At 70.6% G+C, this 17641-nt stretch carries 12 protein-coding genes and 1 pseudogene; 1 reads left to right on the forward strand and 12 read right to left on the reverse strand.

Annotation, left to right across the window (positions count from 1 at the left end; translation table 11 throughout):
• Window positions 1–120: 120 nt before the first annotated feature.
• On the reverse strand, window positions 121–2241 hold the full coding sequence (locus OP18_RS53195; protein ID WP_081971194.1) for a sensor histidine kinase: 2121 nt from the start codon (window positions 2239–2241) through the stop codon (window positions 121–123).
• Between the two features lie 204 nt (window positions 2242–2445).
• Between OP18_RS53195 and OP18_RS28080 the strand changes: the two genes are divergently transcribed.
• Complete coding sequence (locus OP18_RS28080) at window positions 2446–3396, forward strand: hypothetical protein (RefSeq protein WP_156089844.1); 951 nt, start codon at window positions 2446–2448, stop codon at window positions 3394–3396.
• A 136-nt stretch (window positions 3397–3532) separates the two neighbouring features.
• Here the strand turns inward: OP18_RS28080 and OP18_RS28085 are convergent, their stop codons facing one another.
• The 11 genes and pseudogenes from OP18_RS28085 to OP18_RS28125 form a co-directional block, all read right to left on the reverse strand.
• Window positions 3533–5248, reverse strand: coding sequence for a dihydroxy-acid dehydratase (locus OP18_RS28085; protein WP_033362061.1), 1716 nt, complete (start codon window positions 5246–5248; stop codon window positions 3533–3535).
• Window positions 5249–5289: 41 nt separating this feature from the next.
• The gene (locus OP18_RS28090; protein WP_033362062.1) at window positions 5290–6819 is read right to left on the reverse strand and encodes an aldehyde dehydrogenase (NADP(+)); all 1530 of its coding nucleotides are present in this window, start codon (window positions 6817–6819) and stop codon (window positions 5290–5292) included.
• On the reverse strand, window positions 6816–7685 hold the full coding sequence (locus tag OP18_RS28095) for a fumarylacetoacetate hydrolase family protein (protein ID WP_033362090.1): 870 nt from the start codon (window positions 7683–7685) through the stop codon (window positions 6816–6818). Before OP18_RS28095 ends, OP18_RS28090 begins: the two co-directional genes overlap by 4 nt.
• 27 nt (window positions 7686–7712) lie before the next feature.
• Entirely contained in the window at window positions 7713–9713 is a 2001-nt protein-coding gene (locus tag OP18_RS28100; protein WP_033362063.1) for an ABC transporter permease, read from the reverse strand.
• On the reverse strand, window positions 9710–11104 hold the full coding sequence (locus tag OP18_RS28105; RefSeq protein ID WP_245635544.1) for an extracellular solute-binding protein: 1395 nt from the start codon (window positions 11102–11104) through the stop codon (window positions 9710–9712). Before OP18_RS28105 ends, OP18_RS28100 begins: the two co-directional genes overlap by 4 nt.
• Window positions 11105–11827: 723 nt before the next feature.
• A complete protein-coding gene (locus tag OP18_RS28110; protein WP_052387465.1) occupies window positions 11828–13249 on the reverse strand; it encodes a phosphatase PAP2 family protein in 1422 nt (473 codons plus the stop codon).
• Between the two features lie 226 nt (window positions 13250–13475).
• The gene (locus OP18_RS60890; RefSeq protein WP_279327206.1) at window positions 13476–13838 is read right to left on the reverse strand and encodes a nuclear transport factor 2 family protein; all 363 of its coding nucleotides are present in this window, start codon (window positions 13836–13838) and stop codon (window positions 13476–13478) included.
• Window positions 13839–13874: 36 nt separating this feature from the next.
• A pseudogene (locus OP18_RS28115) lies at window positions 13875–14711 on the reverse strand (NAD(P)H-binding protein); the annotation flags it as partial.
• A 110-nt stretch (window positions 14712–14821) separates the two neighbouring features.
• Window positions 14822–16135, reverse strand: coding sequence for a heparan-alpha-glucosaminide N-acetyltransferase domain-containing protein (locus OP18_RS28120; protein ID WP_081971195.1), 1314 nt, complete (start codon window positions 16133–16135; stop codon window positions 14822–14824).
• 327 nt (window positions 16136–16462) lie between these two features.
• Complete coding sequence (locus tag OP18_RS57660; RefSeq protein ID WP_156089847.1) at window positions 16463–16690, reverse strand: hypothetical protein; 228 nt, start codon at window positions 16688–16690, stop codon at window positions 16463–16465.
• Between the two features lie 311 nt (window positions 16691–17001).
• On the reverse strand, window positions 17002–17641 hold a 640-nt coding region (locus tag OP18_RS28125), incomplete at its 5' end, for a cellulose binding domain-containing protein (protein WP_033362065.1).

Below are 17641 nucleotides of genomic sequence, written 5' to 3' on the forward strand. Positions count from 1 at the left end.
CCGATACGTCAGCAGGTCGGGCACGAACTGACACTGCCGGTCGAGATCGTCGGCAAGGGTCGGCTGTTCGCGCCGTCGTCCGCTTCGATCGCGACCGCCACGTCGCTGTGCCCTGCTCCGTCACGTTCCACCGGATGACCGGTCGGCGTCCATACCCTGCCGGTCTTGGCCGGCGATGGGCAGCTTCACGTTGACGGACATGCCGGAGCCGGCCGGGTTGGCCAGTGTCAATGTGCCGCCGAGCGCCTCGACGCGGTCGCGCAGGGCAGCCAGGGTGGAGCCCTGGTTCGGGTCCGTGTCGCCAGCGCTGTCGTCGTGGACGGTCACGATGAGGATCTCGCCGGCCGCCGGCGCTTCCGTCGCCGACTCCTCGGCGACGACGTCGATGTCCACGGAGACCTCCGAGACGTCGGCATGCTTGGCCGAGTTGGCGAGCGCCACCGAAATCACGTGGTAGGCGGCGACCTCGACGTAGCCGGGCAGGCGGTGGTTCACCCCGCCGCGCACCGTCACCGGGACCGCGCTGCGGCGGGCGAGCGCCTTGACCGCGGGGACCAGTCCGCCCTGGGAGAGGAGTGCCGGATGTATACCGCGGACGATCCGTTGAAGGTTCTCGAAGGCATCGGACAGCCCCGCGGCGGTGTCCGCCAACCGGGACCGTACCTCACCGAGCTCCTTGGGGACCATCGCCTCGGCGAAGCGCAGCTCCAGCCCGAGCGAGATGAGCCGCTGCTGCACGCTGTCGTGCAGCTCGCGTTCGAGGCCGCGGCGGGCCTCGTCCGCGGCGAAGACGAGCCGGGCCCGCGACGCGGTGAGCTCCGCTCGGCTCTCGGTGTTGGCGATCGCGGTCGCGACAAGCTCGGTGAACTTCGCAAGCTCATGCTCGATGCCAAGCGGCGGCGGACCGGCCCGGCGCCATAAGGCGACGACGACGCCCCAGACCCGGCCCTCGACGACAACCGGCGCGCCGACAGAGGCGTGCATGCCCCCCGCGCGGGCGAGATCGACCAGTGGACCGCTGTGACCCTCATAGGAGTCGATGCGAGCCGGACGGGCGCCGTGCAGCACCACATCCGCGACGCCATCGGCGAAGTCAACCTGTCTGCCCAGCGTGGACCCGGATCCTGGATTTCTGTTGTACTCGGCGACGCCGGTCACCGTCCTGGGACCGTCCCAGCGCCAGACCCGCGTGGCGTCCGCGTCGAACAGGTCGGCCGCCTCGGTGGCGACCGCTGCGACGATCTCGTTGAAGGCGACGCCGTTGGCCACCAGCACCGCCACCCGGCGCAACGCCGCCTGCTGGGCGAGGAGCGCCTGCAGCCCGGCCCGGTTCGCCTGCAAGGATCGACCGGCCCGCAGCACGGTCACCAGCCCGGGCACCACCCCGTCCCGCAGCCGCCGCAGGACGCGGTCCGGGACGTCCCCGGGGACGACGAGCGCGCCCGGGTCCAACGGCAGCTGGATCTGGCCCTCGCGCCGCGGTGCCGGGTCAGGCTCGATCGTCGCGTACGGCAGCTGCATGGCGCACGCGATCCGATCGGAGGCTTCCGGAAGTACAGCGCGCACGTCGTCGGCGCCGAGGATCAGCCGGGTCATCTCGGCGACCGCGTCCGCCTCCCGCTTTCGTTCGATGGACTCGAGTGCCCGCATGCGGGCCAGCTGCGCCAGCGAACCGGACACCGTGGCGACCATGAGGTACACCGACAGCCCGAGCCAGTCCCGCCAGTCCTCGGTCTGGAAGCGCCCGATCGGCGGGGTGTGGAAGTAGTCGAACGCGAGCGCGCTGACGATCGACGTCGCCACACCCGACCACAGACCCCACACCGCGGAGACGACGAGGATACCGGGCAGGTAGACGAGAGCCAGGGCCTCGAGCGGCGCAACTTGCCGCAGCGGGACGACCAGCAGGGTCTCCACGACGATGAACCCGGCGCCGACTGCGATCCCTATGGCGGCTGACGGCTGGCTGACCCGCACCAGCCATGACGCTAGGCGTCCGTGCATCAATCGGTCCTCTTGGCGAACACGTTGGTTCCGGCGTGGCTGGGCAGGGCGGAACCGGTCGAGCGGAGGCAACCAGTCGATGCTAGGGCGAGGCGCATCGAACGCCGGACTCGTTACGGTCCGGGCGCCGCGGATCACCCCATGATTCACCCCGGCTGCGGCGCATCGCGTGGCCACCATCAGCACCGTGGCCGCGAGGCCGATGCCGGCGTCCGAGACGCTCGCCAGCTTGATCACCGAGCGCCGCCGCAAAGGGCATGCACGCGGAGGCCGTGCCCGAGGAGTGGCTGCCGGTGGTGTGCGGCTGCTGGCGAAATGCACGGTTTCGAACGTCCGAGAATTCACCGTTGTTGCAGCATTTTCCCCTGAATAATCGGACCTGGATAGGTCCGGAAATCAGCTATTGACGCAGTCCGATGGACGCGGCAAGACTCAGGGCCCATGAGGACATTGACCTCCATCGCATTAATTCTGGCCGTTGTCGTGGTGCCCGCGGCCCCCGCCGCCGCGGCAGCCCAGGCGGCATGCACGTGGCGGGTCACCGCACTGCCCGCCCCGGCCGGGTACTCCCACGCCGTCGCCAACGGTGTCGCATCGGTGTCCGGGACCGTCGTCGGCCACGCCGTCCGCGCCGACGGCACCGGCCGCGACGCCGTGGTGTGGCAGAACGGCAGCCCGCAGGTGCTGCCGAAGCCACCGATCGCGGGGAGCGGCTCCAACCGGGCGGACGTGGTCAACAACCAGGGCGTGATCGCCGGTGTCTGGTCCGGCACCAACGGCGTCACGGCGTGGCGGTATCGGGCCGGCACCTACGAGCTGCTGCCCGCGCCAATGACGATGGGCATCGCCGTCACCGGGATCAACACCGCCGGCGACATCATCGGCTCGTCGTTCATGCTCTCCGGCTCGTCCCAGGGTCTGCTGTGGAAGGCCGCGACGCCGGCCCAGTACACGAGCCTGGGCTTCTCGACCTATGCGGTGGGCATCGACGACGCCGGCCGCTACGTGCTGAACACCGGAGTCATCGTCAACCCGGACGGCTCACGCATCACCCTGTCGCGGCAGGTGTTCGTGCGCCTCTACGACCGTGGCCGGATCCTGACCGACGACCTGGCCAAGAAGACCGTCGTGGAGTGGAACACCTCGGGCCAGGTGGTCCGGGAGTTCTCCGGAAGCTACGGGCACGCGGTCAACACCGCAGGCGTGCTGGTGGCCACCCCTCCCGGCACCCCGTACGTGGCGGTCCGCAACGGCACCGCCTGGGAACCGTTCACGGTCCGGATGACCACCAGCGAAGGCATCACCGACGGCAACGTCATCGTGGCGAACTACGACCACGACGGCACCACCGCGACCGAGCAGGTCGCCGGCACCTGGCAGCGCGGCTGCTAGATTCCGCGGCCACGCTGAGGCGGGCCGCCGGGAACGTGCACCAGATGTCCTTGGGACGCCCGGTGCCTGCCCGACGGCCCGCCACAGCGAGGGGTCCGGCGATGACGGGTGCCCCGCCGCCGTGCGATGTACGAAATCAGTGGGATTCGCGGGAGACCTCATCGCCGCTGGAGCCGAGCAGGAAGTCGCAGTCGGCGCCCGTGTTGGCCTGGCCGACGGTGTCCACGTAGAGGCGCTCCCAGCCGCGCCGCGGGCGGGCGAAGGCGTTCACGGCGGCGGCGGCAGGTGCTCTGGCTGCGAGTTCGGCGTCGGGGACGTCGACGTCCAAGCGTCGGGCCGCGACGTCGAGGACGATGATGTCGCCGGTGCGGACCTTCGCCAGCGGCCCGCCGGCGGCGGCCTCCGGCGTGACGTGCAGGACCACGGTGCCGTATGCGGTGCCGCTCATCCTGCCGTCGCAGATGCGGACCATGTCGCGGATGCCTTCGGCGAGCAGCTTGGCCGGCAGCGGCAGGTTGGCGACCTCCGGCATGCCGGGGTAGCCCTTCGGGCCGCAGCCGCGCAGGATCAGCACCGAGTCGGCGGTGACGCCGAGGTCCGGGTCGTCGAGGCGGGCGTGCAGGTCCTCGATCGAGTCGAAGACGACCGCCGGACCGCGGTGTGACAGCAGTTCCGGTGACGCGGCGGCGGGTTTGATGACGGCGCCGTCCGGGGCGAGGTTGCCGTAGAGGACCGCGATCCCGGCGGCCGGCTGCAGCGGCTGTTCCCGCGGCCGGATGACCTCACGGTCGTAGACCTGGGCGCTGTCGAGGTACTCCACCAGCGGCCGTCCCGTGACGGTGAGCGCGGCGGGGTCGAGCAGGTCGCGGACCTCGTTGAGCACCGCGTGCAGCCCGCCGGCCCGGTGCAGGTCGTCCATCAGGAACCGGCCGGCCGGTTGGAGGTCCACCAGGAGCGGCACGTGCGCGCCGGTACGGTCGAAGTCGTCCTGCGTGAGCTCGACGCCGAGCCGGCCGGCGATGGCGAGGAGGTGGACCACCGCGTTGGTGGAGCCGCCGAGCGCGGCGAGGGCCACGATCGCGTTGAGGAACGAGCCGCGTGACATCACGGCGCTGGGCCGCCGACCGGCGTCGATCATGTCCACGACGTGCACACCGGTGGCGTGGGCGGCCTCGAGCAGGCGGCTGTCGGGCGCGGGGATGCCGGCCACGCCGGGCAGCGTCATGCCGAGCACCTCGGCCAGCAGACCCATCGTGGAGGCGGTGCCCATCGTGTTGCAGTGCCCCTTGCTGCGGATCATCGAGGACTCCGAGCGGATGAACTCGGCGGCGCTGAGGGTGCCGGCGCGGACCTCCTCGCTGAGCTGCCAGACACCGGTGCCGCAGCCCAGCGGGGCGCCGCGGAAGGTCCCGGTCAGCATCGGGCCGCCGGGCATGACGACGGCGGGCAGGTCCACGGACGCGGCGGCCATCAGCAGCGACGGGATGGTCTTGTCGCAGCCGCCGAGCAGGACCACGCCGTCGATCGGGTTGGCCCGCAGCATCTCCTCGGTCGCCATCGCGGCCATGTTGCGCCACAGCATCGCCGTCGGGCGTACCTGCGTCTCCCCCAGCGACACCACCGGCAGGTTCAACGCGATGCCGCCGGCCTCGTGGATGCCGTCCCGGACGCTGCGGGCGACCTCGTCGAGGTGGGCGTTGCACGGGGTCAGGTCGGAGGCGGTGTTGGCGATCGCGATGTGCGGCCGGCCGTCGAACGCGTCGGCCGGCAGCCCGCGGCGCATCCAGGCGCGGTGCAGGTAGCTGTTGCGGTCGTTGCCCGCGTACCACTGCGCGCTGCGACGTGACTGCACGACACTCTCTCCTCAACAATCGACACAATGGAACCCGCCGGTCAGCCACCGAGCATCAATGTTCCGTTGACGCGGCGCGGGACGGGGCCGCACGAGGGTTCGTCGCGCAGCTCGTCCGGCAGCAGGTCCTGCGGGACGTCCTGGAAGCAGACGGGGCGCAGCCAGCGGCGGATCGCGCCGGCACCGACGCTGGTGTGCAGCGCGTTGGTGGTGGCGGGGTAGGGACCGCCGTGGTGCATCGCCCACGTGACCGCCACACCCGTCGGGTAGCCGTTCCACACGACGCGCCCCGCCGTGCGGTGCGCGTGGTCCAGCAGCCGGGCGGCGGCGGGCCGGTCCTCGTCGTCGGCGTGGACGGTCACGGTGAGCGCCGGCCCGAACCGGCGCAGCGTGGCGAGGGCGTCGTCGTCGGTGTCGTACTCGACGAGGATCAGCGCCGGCCCGAAGCACTCTTCCAGCAGCGGGCCGTCGAGCGCGTCCGGCCGGGACCGCAGGAGCAGCGGCGAGCCCCAAAAGCCCTGGAAGCCCTGGAGGTCTTCGGCCGGCGCGTCGCCGCCCCGGGCGAGCACGTCGACGCCGGGTGCGGCGAGCAGGCGCCCGGCCCCGTCGGCGTACGCGCCGGCGATGCGCTCGCTGAGCATGATGCCGGCGCCGGCCGCGGCGACCCGGTCGGTGAGCGCCTGGGTCAGCGCCGCACCGGCGGTTCCGGACGGGATCAACGCGATGCCGGGTTTGGTGCAGAACTGCCCGACGCCGAGCATGAACGAGGCCGCGAGCCCGTCGCCGATCTGCGCGCCGCGGTCGCGTGCGGCGGCCCGGCCGACCACGACGGCGTTGACCGCGCCGAGCTCGCCGTAGAACGGGATCGGCGCCGGCCGGGCGGCGGCGAGGTCGGCGAGCAGCCGGCCGACGCGCACCGAGCCGGTGAACCCGACCGCGGTGATGTCCGGGTGCTGCACGAGCCGCGCCGCGGTGTCGTCGCTGTACACGAGTGACACCACGTCGGTGTGCAGGCCCGCGGCCCGGGCGCCGGCGAGCAGCGCGTCGCGGGACCGCAGCGAGGTGGCGGGGTGGGCCGGGTGGACCTTCGCGATCACGGGGCAGCCGGCGGCGAGCGCGGAGGCGGTGTCGCCACCCGGTACGGAGAACGCGAACGGGAAGTTGGCGGCGCCGAAGACCGCCACCGGCCCCAGCGGGACAAGCATCCGCCGCAGGTCCGGGCGTGGACCCATCGGGGTCGTTCCGGCCTGGTCGATGGTGGCCTCGAGGTATGCGCCGTCGTCGAGGACGTCGGCGAAGAACCCGAGCTGGTACGCGGTGCGGGTCAGTTCCGTGTTCAGCCGTTGCCGGCCGAGGCCGGTCTCCCGGTCGGCGACCGCGACCAGCGCCGTGCGGCGGTCCTCCAGTGCCGCAGCCATGGCCCGCAGCATCGCGGCCCGGCCGGGGCGTCCGGCAGCTTCGAGGTCGCGGTGTGCGGCGTGGGCGCGGTCGCCGATCCGGTCGAGGTCCTCGGCGGGGACGTCGAGGACCTCGACGGTGGCGCCGGTGCTCGGGTCGATGCTGACGATCATGCCGCGGCCGCCTGCGGGATGCCGCGCTGGACCGGGTTGGTCAGCGTGCCGATCATGTCGATGGTGATCCGGACGGTGTCACCGTCGGTCAGGGTGAACGGCGCCGGCGGCACGAGACCGGTGCCCGTGGACAGCACCGCGCCGTCGGGATGGACGTCGCCGCGCATGATGTACCCGACGAGGTCGTCCAACCGGCGGTGCAGCAGCGACGTGCTGGTGCTGCCCCGCCAGTGCTCGCGGCCGTCCCGTTCGATCGCGAGGTCGATCGCGAGGGCGTACGGGTCGCCGACGTCCCAGGCGGGCGTGATCCACGGGCCGAGGGCGCACGAGCCGTAGTAGGTCTTGGCCTGCGGCAGGTACAGCGGGTTCGCGGCTTCGATACTGCGCGACGACACGTCGTTGCAGACCGTGTAGCCGACGATCTCACCGTACCGGTTGATCACCACGGCGAGTTCCGGCTCCGGGACGTCGATCTCGGAGTCGGCCCGGATGCCGATCGGCGCGCCGGGACCGCGGACCCGCCACGGCACCGACTTGAAGAACACCTCCGGCCGCTGCGCGTCGTACACCAGCGCGTACACGTCCGCGGCCCGTTCACTCTCCTCGATCCGGGCTTCCCGCGACTCCTGATAGGTGACACCGCACGCCCACACCTCGGTCGACGCGTCGACCGGTGCCAGCAGCCGCACCCTGGACAGCGGCACCGCCGAACCCGGCACGGACCGGCACAACCGTGCCTGCAGCTCGGTGGCCGGCAGCTGCCACAGCTGCGCCAGAGCCGAGACTCCCTCGATGTGGGTGACGGTGCCGTCGGTGTGGAGCCCGACGTGGACGTGGCCGTCCAACTCGTACCTGACGATGTTCAAGACCTGCACTCTTTCGAAGTCGTAAGGTCAGCCTTTGACCGCGCCGGCGGTGAGACCTTCGGTCAGGAAGCGTTGCCCGAAGGCGTACATGATCACGACGGGGATGCTGACGAGCAGCGACGCGGCGGCGAGCTGCCCCTGCGGGACGACGTCGCCGGTGATCATCGCCTGCATGCCGACGGGGAGCGTCTTGTACTCGTCCTTGGTGAGGAACACGAAGGCGAAGAGGAACTCGTTCCAGGCGTTGGTGAGGGTGAACAGCGCCACGGCGAGGAGACCGGGTTTGGCGAGGGGCAGCACCACCCGGCCGAACGCCTGCAGGCGGGTGCAGCCGTCGACCAGCGCGGCCTCCTCCAGCTCGATGGGGATCGAGGAGAAGTACCCGGTGAGCAGCCAGGTGGCGAACGGCAGCGTGAACGTCGGGTACGTCACGACGAGGGACCACAGCGAGTCGTTGAGCCGCACGCCGATGAGCAGCTGGTACAGCGGGATGAACAGCAGCGCTCCCGGCATCACGTAGGTGAGCAGCACCGTCACGGTGAAGCTCTGCGCTCCGCGGAACCGCAGCCGGGCCAGCGCGTAGCCGGCCAGGGCGGCGCAGACGAGGGCGGCCACGGTCGACGCCAGGGACACCAGGACGGTGTTGACGTACCAGCGGCCGAAGGGCTGGTTGGCGAACAGGTCACTGAACTGCTGCAGGGTCCACGGTGCGGGCCACAGGTCGCTGGAGTGCATGACGATCTGGCCTTCAGATTTGAACGCCGTGACGAAGATCCAGTACAGCGGGCCGAGCACGAAGATGAGCAGTCCGGCCAGCGCGACCCAGGAGCCCAGGCCCGACAGCGAGGACGACGCCCGGCGATGCCCCCAGGTCCGCAACGCCGAGGCCACCCGGCCGACCGCCGCCGCGACGAGCAGGATCGCCGCCAGCACCACCGCCGCTTTCCAGAAGATCTGCGGCGACGCCCAGGCCAGCAGCGCGGCGATCGTCACCGCCATGGCCCATGGCATGGCCCTGCGCACCGGTCCGGGCGGCCCGGACGGTGTGCTGGCCTCGCCGCCGCGCGTCAGCCGGACCAGGACGTACACCAGCGCGCCGATGATCGGCAGCATGATGAGGGTGACCGCCGCCCCGGCCCCGAACTGCAGTTGCAGGATCGCCTTGGAGTAGGCGACGAGCACGTACGGTGCGGTCGCGTCGCCCGGGCCGCCCTGGGTCAGCAGCCAGATGAGGTCGAAGTTGTTGAAGGTCCAGATCGAGGACAACGTCACGGTCACGGTGAGCACGTGCCGCAGTCCGGGCAGGGTCACGTGGATGAACTGCCGCACCGCCGAGGCACCGTCGATGGTCGCCGCCTCGTACAGCTCCGCCGGGATGGCTTTGAGTCCCGCGAGGAACGTCACGGTGAAGAACGGCACCCCTTTCCACACGTTGACGAGGATCACCGACGGCATGGCCAGTGACGGGTCGGACAGCCAGCCCGCGGGCCAGGCGTCGACCAGGTGCGCGGCGGCCAGCAGCGGCCCGATCCCCGAGTCGGTGAGCAGGGTGTTGACGCTGCCGAAGATCGGGTCGAGCAGGGCGCGCCAGCCGAACGCGGTCACCACCGTCGGCACCACCCACGGCAGCAGCAGCAGACCGGCCAGCAGGGCCCGCCCGCGGCGGCGATGGTGCAGCAGCAGTGCCGCGGCGAGCCCCAGCACCACCTTGAACACCTCGGCGTAGGCGGTGAACACGAACGAGTTCATGACGCCGGTGCGGAACTGTTCGTCGCCGGCGAGGGTGAGGTAGTTGTCCAGGCCGACGAAGACGGTGTCCTGGCCGTGGCGTTCGGTGGTGCTGGTGATGATCGACCGGGCGATCGGGACGAGGACGAGCCCGCCGACGAGCAGGGCCATGGGCGCCAGGAACAGCGCCGCGAGCCGCCAGTCGCGGCCCAGCCGCCGCTGGGTCGGTGTGAGGGAGCCGCCGCCCGGCGACGAGGGTGTCTTCGTCGCTGGGGGCGGCGGTGTCAGCACCGATGTCACTGCGGCAGCCCTTGCTGGTTGAAGATCTGGACCATCTTGGCGTGCGCGGCGGTGACGGCCTTGGCGGGTGCCGTGCCCTGGATGACCTGCTGCATCATGTCGGTGAGGACGTACGCGCCGACGGCGGCCTGCTGACCGGCGTTGGCCTTCTGCGGGAAGGCCAGGCCGGTCTTGGTCTTCAGCGGCAGCTTCAGCTGGGTGATCTTGCGCTGGACCGGGAAGGCCGGGTCGCCGCTGGTGAAGTACGGGTCGGCGTCCCAGACCTTCTCCCAGGCGGGCAGCGCCAGGCCGGGTGCCTCCTTCGCCACGCCGAGCAGGGCTTTGGCGCTGACCAGGTACTGCGCCAGGAGCTTGGCGAGCGCGGCGTTCTTGGCGCCTTTGAACACGACGAACGCCTGCGACTGCCCGAGCAGCAGCGGGGTGTCGGTCGCCGGACCGATGCAGTCGGCGAACACGTGGGTGTTGTCGTAGACGGGGTTCTTCTTCGTCTTGGAGTCGGCGTAGACGCTGAACTGGTTGCGGGTGTAGCCCAGGATGCCGGCCAGCCAGTTCTCGTTGTTGCTGGAGTCGGTCCAGGCGGTGACGCCGGGCGGCAGCATCGGCTTGTACTTGGCGTTGGTGTAGATGTCGCCGAGGAACGTCACCGCCTGCACCGTCTCGGGCGAGTCGAAGATGACCTTCCGGCCGTCGTTGTCGACGATCGAACCGCCGTAGGCGTTGATCAGTGCCTCGATCATGCCGTTGGCGTCACCGGACCGGTTCACGGTCATGCCCCAGCCGAACCGGCGCTTGCCCGGATCGGAGATCGCCAGGCACAGGTCGCGCAGCTCCTCCCAGGTGTAGACCTCCTTCGGGGTGATGCCCTTCTCCTGCATCCAGTCCTTGCGCAGGAACGAGCCGATCCCGATGAAGTGGTACGGGATGGCGAACCACTTGCCGTCGAAGACGCAGAAGTTCTTGGACTCCGCGGTGGGCTCGCCGTACTTGGCCGTGAGCGCCGTGACGACGTCCGTCACGTCCTCCAGGTCGCCCAGCGCGTGGAACTGGGCGACGAACCGAGAGTCGGTCATGAACGCCAGGTCCCGCGCCACGCCGCCCTTCACCTCGGCGTCGATCTTCGCCACCACGTCACCTGCGTCGGCCTGGACCAGGCTGTTCTCGATCGTGGTGCCGGTCGCGCCGGCGAACGTCTTGATCGAGCTGTCCAGCGCCGCGTTCGCCGCGGTCGAGTACAGCTTCTGCGACAGCACCCCGAGCGCTGAGCCCTTCAACGGCACCGCGGCGTCGATCAGCTCCTGCGGCACTTCGGGCTGCACCTTGTTGGGGGTCGACGTCGACGGGGTGTCCGAGCATGCGGCCAGACCGGCCGCGCCGAGCAGTCCCAGGCCCATTCCCAGGACGCCGCGCCGAGACCACAACGGGTTTTCCTGCATAACCGTTCGCCTCCTTCGTCTCGCCTCATCGCTGCACATTCAAGGGAGCCGGAGAGGCGTGCCGCCTCGCCGACTTGACCGTGCTGAACCGTCGGCCGCCGGCGTACGAACTGCACGTACGCGGGTGCGGGGACGGCAATGCACCAATGCATTGATCGGTGCTTTGACCAGTTTCCAGCCGATTTGCGTGTGCCGCACGATACGGCTACGAAATGCGGCCGGTCAACCCTTGAAACACTTTTCGAAACACTTCAAACATTGACACATGTCTCTGCATTTTTTGCAGGCGAAAACGACGGGGAGGGTCGCCGTCCGTCCAGCACGGCGCGACCCACTCCGACACGCTCTCGCGAACACGTCCTTCAAGGTTTGTTCGATATTTCGAACGGGTTTCGATATGTCGATTGGACGCGACGGTAGAGGACCCCCATATGGGGTGTCAATGACGTCGATGGACAGCCATCGGCGTCGTGCGCCGAACGGGCGGGTCAGCGCGGTGTGCGGTACCCCAGCCGGGTCGACAGCGCGGCGGCACCCTCACGCACCAGCTGCGTCCATGCCGCATGCGCCGCTGAGCACGGCGACGTGCACGGCTCGTCGCAGGCGGCAGCGACGTCCTTCGCCACTGTGCGCCTCACGGACCAGGTCCAGCCGATCGGCAGGCGAGCAGGTACGGCGGCGCTATCGGATCGCCACTGGATTCTTCGCGGAGTGCGGCGCGTCTTCTCTCGCCCCGGGAGCCGATCGGCGGGCGCGTGCCGCGGGCCGGTCGGCGGTTGGCCGGATGATCCACCAGCTGGCCGTGACCCAGAGCACGGCGAGCAGGACGCTGCCAAGGATGTCGGTGGGGTGGTGCACGCCTCGATACAGGCGGGAGAGCGCGACCGCGGCGGGCAGCAGTGCGGTGGCGATGATCGCGGTGTATCGCCAGGTTCGCCAGGTGCTGTGCCAGGTGAGCACGGCGATCGCGAGGGTGAGGCAGAGGATGCCGGCCACGTGTCCGGAAGGAAAACTGGCGGTAGGCGGAAGGTTGGGGTTGAGCGGCTGAACTGCGGGGCGGGCGCGGTGGACCACGGTGGCGACAGTGAGGAACACAGTGATCTCACCGGCCATGACAGCGGTGAGGAACAGGACAGGCCGCCAGCGGCGGAACACGCCCAGGGCGAGCCCAGCGCCGGCGAGGGTGCCCGCAATGATCCAGTGTGTGCTGCCGAGCGCGCTGCCCACCTTGGATGCGGCGCTGAAGGCGGGGGTGCGGTGCGCGGCCAGCCACCGCACCAGATCCAGGTCGAAGGCGAAGGCGGCACTGTCGGCCAGCACCGTGGTGACGAGCACGCCGACGCCGGCCAGCACGCCGACGACGAGCACCCAGGCAACGACCAGTTCGGCGGCTTTGAGAGCGGCGTGTGGCGGCGGGTTGTCGTGGTGCGCCGGGCTGGCGACAAGCTGGGCGGCGGCTTCCGGCGCGAGCCCATCGGTGATCGGCGCCGCACCATGGCCGGTTTCGCGGCGCCAGGTGCGAAACGCCGCAGCGGTGACGGCGAGCCAGACGGTACCCAGCGCCCACCCGGCAAGCACGTCGGTGAGGTAGTGCACACCAAGTGCCATGCGGGTGAACCCGATCAGGACCACCAGCCCGCCGGTGACCGCGAACGCCCAGTTCCGCCATCGTCTGGGCAGAGTGGGCAGGAAGACCAGCAGCAGGACGCCGTAGGAGACCACAGAGGTCAGCGCGTGCCCGCTGGGGAAGCTCGGGCCGGGGGCGGCCGCGACCGGCACGTCCACGACCGGGCGGAGCCGCTGGACCAGCAGCTTGACCACCGGGTCCAGCATGAACGCCCCACCGGCGGTGACCACCACATACGCCGCCAGCCGCGGCTGCCGGCGGATCAGCAGGTACGCCGTGCCGACCAGCAGCACCAGCAGCAGGGCGGTACGCCCGCCGAAGCCGCCGACCGCCCGCAGCACAGCGACGGTCAGGTCTTCGCGCGCCACCTGGGCGTTGAGTCCACTGGCGACAGACCGGTCGAACGCCTCCAGCGGACCCCAGGCGCCCCGCACCAGGGCCAGCAGCAGCACGAACACGGTCCCTGCGGCCGCCATCGCAACCAGCCCTGCCGACGCCCGCGCGGCGAAGACACGGCCCCGTCGTACCATCTCTGGCACTGCGGCCTCCATCCCTGCCGGACGCATCGGCTGTGGTGACAGCTGCATACCCGAATGGCCACCCGGCTAAGCTTTGCCGGGCTCGTCCAAGAGGTCGTCCAGAAGCACGATCAGCGTCCTCGCCCGGGTGCTCAACACTGTCGAAGCGACGAGGAGCACGTCGTCAGGCCACAGCCGGGCTTCCCGGTGACGGCGGGTCGAAGTAGCTGACCTCCTCGCGGACGATGGCGCCGCTGATCACGGTGTACAGGCACACCTTCGTCGCCTCGGCGCGCCGCCCTGAAGGACGGTGGGTCTGGTCGAAGGTGAACCGCACGGCGAACCGGTCTCCGCCGACGAACGGGCCTTCGGCGACGACGGCGTGAATATCCAAGTCGGCGGTCAGCCGGTCGGCGTTGGCCAGGATGTCGGGCAGCCCGCGCAGCTCTGTGCGTTCGCCGCCGGTCTCGGCGGGTGCGACCCGGACCACGCCCGGGTCGAAGAGCGCCAGCGCGCGCTCCATCCGCCCGGTGCGGAACGCCTCCACGTATCGGCGGGCGACCTCCTCGATCGGTGTCGGCCGGAAGTCGGCGGCGTGGTCGCCGGCCCATTGCGCAAACGGGCGGGCCGCCGATCCGGTCAGCTGCCGCACCGTGTCCGTCACCCGCTCCGGCTCGGCGACGAGCGATGCCCAATATCCCAGTGCGGCGTCTGCGAACGCGGGTTCGGCCCAGCGCGACATCTCCGCTCGGGCCTCGTCGTGGCCGACCTCCTCGACCAGTACCGGCAAGCCGGCCGCGACGCCGATCAGCCTTACCTGCTCGGCCTGCGTGACCGCCGCCGGCCCCGTGAGGGTGTAGGCGTGCCCGGCATGCCCGGGAGAGGTCATCGCCACGACCGCGACGGCGGCGATGTCCCGCTCGTCGATGAGTGACCGGGCCGCCTGCGGGTACGGCACCCGGACCGGCTGCCCGGCGCGGATCGCCGGCGCCCACTGCAGCGTGTTGGTGGCGAAGCCACTGGCCCGCAGGAATGTCCAGTCCGCGCCGCTGCGCCGGATCGCGTCCTCCACCTGACCCCATACGCCGTTACGCGCAGGCGGGGCGTCGTCGCGCACGCTCATCGCGGAGACGTACACGACCCGCCGCCCCGGCCGGCCGATCACCGCCGCGACGTCGTCGACGCCGTCGGCGGTCATGAAGGGCCACACGAGCAGGACCGCGTCGACATCCTGCACCGCGGCGTGCAGCGCGTCGAGGTCCCGCACGTCCGCGCCGACCCGCTCGACGCCCTCGGGCAGGCCGCTCGCGTCCCGCGCCATCCCGCGTACCGCGACGCCTCGGGCCCGCAGCAACGCCACGACGTGCCGGCCGATGTTGCCGGTGGCCCCGATGACCAGGGCCTGTTTGATGTCCGTCATGCCGGCCATGCTTCGCCGTGAACCAAGGTTCAAGTCAAGCGCTACGCTGGCCCGGTGACGGCCGACACCGTGGAGCTGCGGCTGCCTGTCGTTCGACACGTGCAGACTGGTCACCTGACCTTGACGGACCCGGCCACGATCCGGCCGCCGTTACGGGTCGACCGTCGAGCCGCGGCCTGCTCGGCCGTCCAGGTGATGCTGAGCCGGCGGGCGCGGGTGGCCAGTGCGACGACGACGGCCTCCAGCGGGCCGCGGCCCACGGTGTACCGCACAGCGAGTGCGATGAACACCACGGCGACGAGTTGGACGATACAGCCGGTTGTCGCACTGTAGGTGTCGTATTCGGAGTTGATGAACATGACGTGCGCGGCGTAGAAGCTCAGCGTCATACTGCCGACCGCGGCCAGTGTCACCAGCACGGCCGCGATCAGCTGGCGCAGGTACCGGACGTTCACGTGGCCGAGCAGCAGCAGGAGGCCGAGCACGGCGACGGCGATCCCGGTGGTGCCCAGAATGTCGAACGGGGTGCTGGTGTGCGGGGCGTCGATGGTCAGCCACCACCAGGTCGACGACGGGGTGTAGCCGTTGCCGCCGAACGTGAGCAGGTCGTTGGTCTGCGCCACGCTGAGCCCGCTGGCCGGTTGCGCCGACCAGATGTGCGCCAGCCCGTACCGGTGCAGCAGGAACGACGAGGCCGTCTTCGCGGCGACGGCGAGGACCGCGCCACCGGCGAGCAGCACGGCGGCGGTCCGGATCTTGGCGAGGTTCAACCGGCCGATGACGATCCCGGCGCACATGTAGGCCAGCCAGACCGGCGACGGGTAGAAGCCGGTGAGTGACAGTTCGGTGAGCATTCCGACCGGGTCGTCGGCCAGGCGGGCGAAGGTCGGGTTCGCCAGGCTGGGTTCCGGCAGGTGCGGCAGCAGGATGTGGTTGGCGGCCGGCCCGGCGGTGGCGAGGGCCACGCCGATCACGGCCGTGGTCCAGGTCGGCAGGAACACCAGCGGGATCGCCAGCAGGAACACCACGGCCAGGTAGGGCAGGATCACCGAGTTCAGCACCGTGTCGGATCCGCTGAGGAACAGCCCGATCGTGCCGATCGCCAGTGCGCGGACGGCGAGCATCGCCACCGTGGGCCGGGCGTCGGCCCGGCGGACCGGCCGGCGACCGGTCGCGAGTGTGATGCCGACCCCGGCCAGCAGTGCGAACGCGGCCGCGGCCTTGCCGCTGAACGCGAGTTCCGACCAGGTCGGGTGGCCGGCTGCGTCGGCCTCGTACAGGGCGTGCAAGGTGACCATGCCTAACAGGGACACACCCCGGGCGGCGTCCACCCCCACCAGCCGCGCTCGTTTCTGCTCCGGCGTCGCCGGTGCAGTGCCGGCCGGGCCGGCCGGGTCGGGTCTCTGTGCCGCGAGCTGAGTCATGGCTGCACCACCGCATGTTCGAGGTCGAGTCCGAGGACGATGCCGAGCTCGTCGATCGCCGGCCGGCGTCGGTGTATCAGTCGCCGGCGGCCTCGGGGCACGGCCCGGCAGCGCCGACGTGATCGGAGCGAGGAGCTGGCTCCGTACGGACGGCACTGACCGATGCTGGCAGTTCCCGGCTCATGCCCGGGCCGATTGGCAGAGACTTCTCACACCGAGATCACCCACTCGGCGAGGACGCCCTGAAATCGCCTTCCCTGCCAGGCTGGAGCGACGTCGAACTCGACCGCGGCGTCGCATCCATCGCCCACGACACCGGCACCGAGCTCACACCTGCACGGGTCGTGCGCTGGATGGCTCGCGACCAAGCGGCGGCTCGGGCTGACGAGGCAGGGACAAGCCCTCCGCACGACGGTGCACCGGGCATTTCGGGTCGGGCAGGTCGAGTTCGTGCCAGGCGTCTTCGACGCGGTTGCCGTCCAGGAGGTCGATGCACGCGGTGTGGCGACTCCAGTGGCAGATACATCCGGCTCCGAGAGCCTTGTCGTACTCCATGACCGGATTCTCCCGCGCCGCCAACAGGACGGGCCCGCCTCGGACCAGACTCACACGCAGGTCACATCGCCGGCGCCGGTGGCACCCAGCGCCCGCCCACAACATTCCGGATGGGTAACCGTCACCGGCGCCGTCGGGCCACTCGTCATCACCCACATCACGTGACGCGTGGGCTGGACGGTGTGGCTCACCGCGTGTCCCGACGGCCGTCGCCGAGCTGGTCCGGCGTTACGAGGTCGACCTGGCCGGCTGAACCGGCCGGGCCCGGAGCCGGTGGCTGCGGGCCCGGCCGTCGTGGCACGCCGGCCGGGTCAGGAGCCGGTGCAGGAGAGGGTGCCGGGCGCCGTGTTGGTGCTGCCGTTGACCAGGAAGCCGAAGCTGGTCGAGGCGTTCGCGCCGACGGTGCCGTTGTACGTGGCGTTGCGGACGTTGATCCTGCCGCTGGTGCCGGTGTTGATCCCGTTCCAGATGTTGGCGAGGGTCTGCCCGCCGGCCAGCGTCAGGCTCACGGTCCAGCCGCCGAGGGCGGACGAGCCGTTGTTCGTCACGGTGACCTCGCCCTGATAGCCGCCGCCCCAGCTGTTGACCGTGCTGTACGTCGCGGTGCACCCGGTGCCGGACGGCGTGCTCGGCGAGGTACTGACGGGTGCGCTGGGCGAGGTACTGACGGGTGCGCTGGGCGAGGTACTGACGGGTGCGCTGGGCGAGGTGCTCGTCCCCGGCACCGTCGTGGTGGCGGCGTTGAGGGCGTTGAGCACGGAGGTGTACGCGGGCTTGGGATTGCTGTTGCGGTCGAACAGCAGCGGGTTCTCGCTGCCGCGCCAGGAGTCGCTGTCCCGGATGCCCCACGTCGTGATGCCGACGCAGCGGGGCACGTTCATGCAGGCCTGGGTGAGGCCCGCGTACTGGGTGGTGGAGGAGTTGGTGACGTCGACCTCGGTCAGCGCCACG

The organism is Dactylosporangium aurantiacum (assembly GCF_000716715.1).
Lineage (GTDB): Bacteria > Actinomycetota > Actinomycetes > Mycobacteriales > Micromonosporaceae > Dactylosporangium > Dactylosporangium aurantiacum.

Coding starts and splice junctions, on each gene's coding strand:
- OP18_RS28080 (WP_156089844.1), top strand. CDS start 2,446: ATGAGGACATTGACCTCCATCGCATTAATTCTGGCCGTTGTCGTGGTG.
- OP18_RS28090 (WP_033362062.1), bottom strand. CDS start 6,819: ATGATCGTCAGCATCGACCCGAGCACCGGCGCCACCGTCGAGGTCCTC.
- OP18_RS28105 (WP_245635544.1), bottom strand. CDS start 11,104: ATGGGCCTGGGACTGCTCGGCGCGGCCGGTCTGGCCGCATGCTCGGAC.
- OP18_RS28110 (WP_052387465.1), bottom strand. CDS start 13,249: ATGGCGGCCGCAGGGACCGTGTTCGTGCTGCTGCTGGCCCTGGTGCGG.
- OP18_RS28120 (WP_081971195.1), bottom strand. CDS start 16,135: ATGACTCAGCTCGCGGCACAGAGACCCGACCCGGCCGGCCCGGCCGGC.
- OP18_RS57660 (WP_156089847.1), bottom strand. CDS start 16,690: ATGGAGTACGACAAGGCTCTCGGAGCCGGATGTATCTGCCACTGGAGT.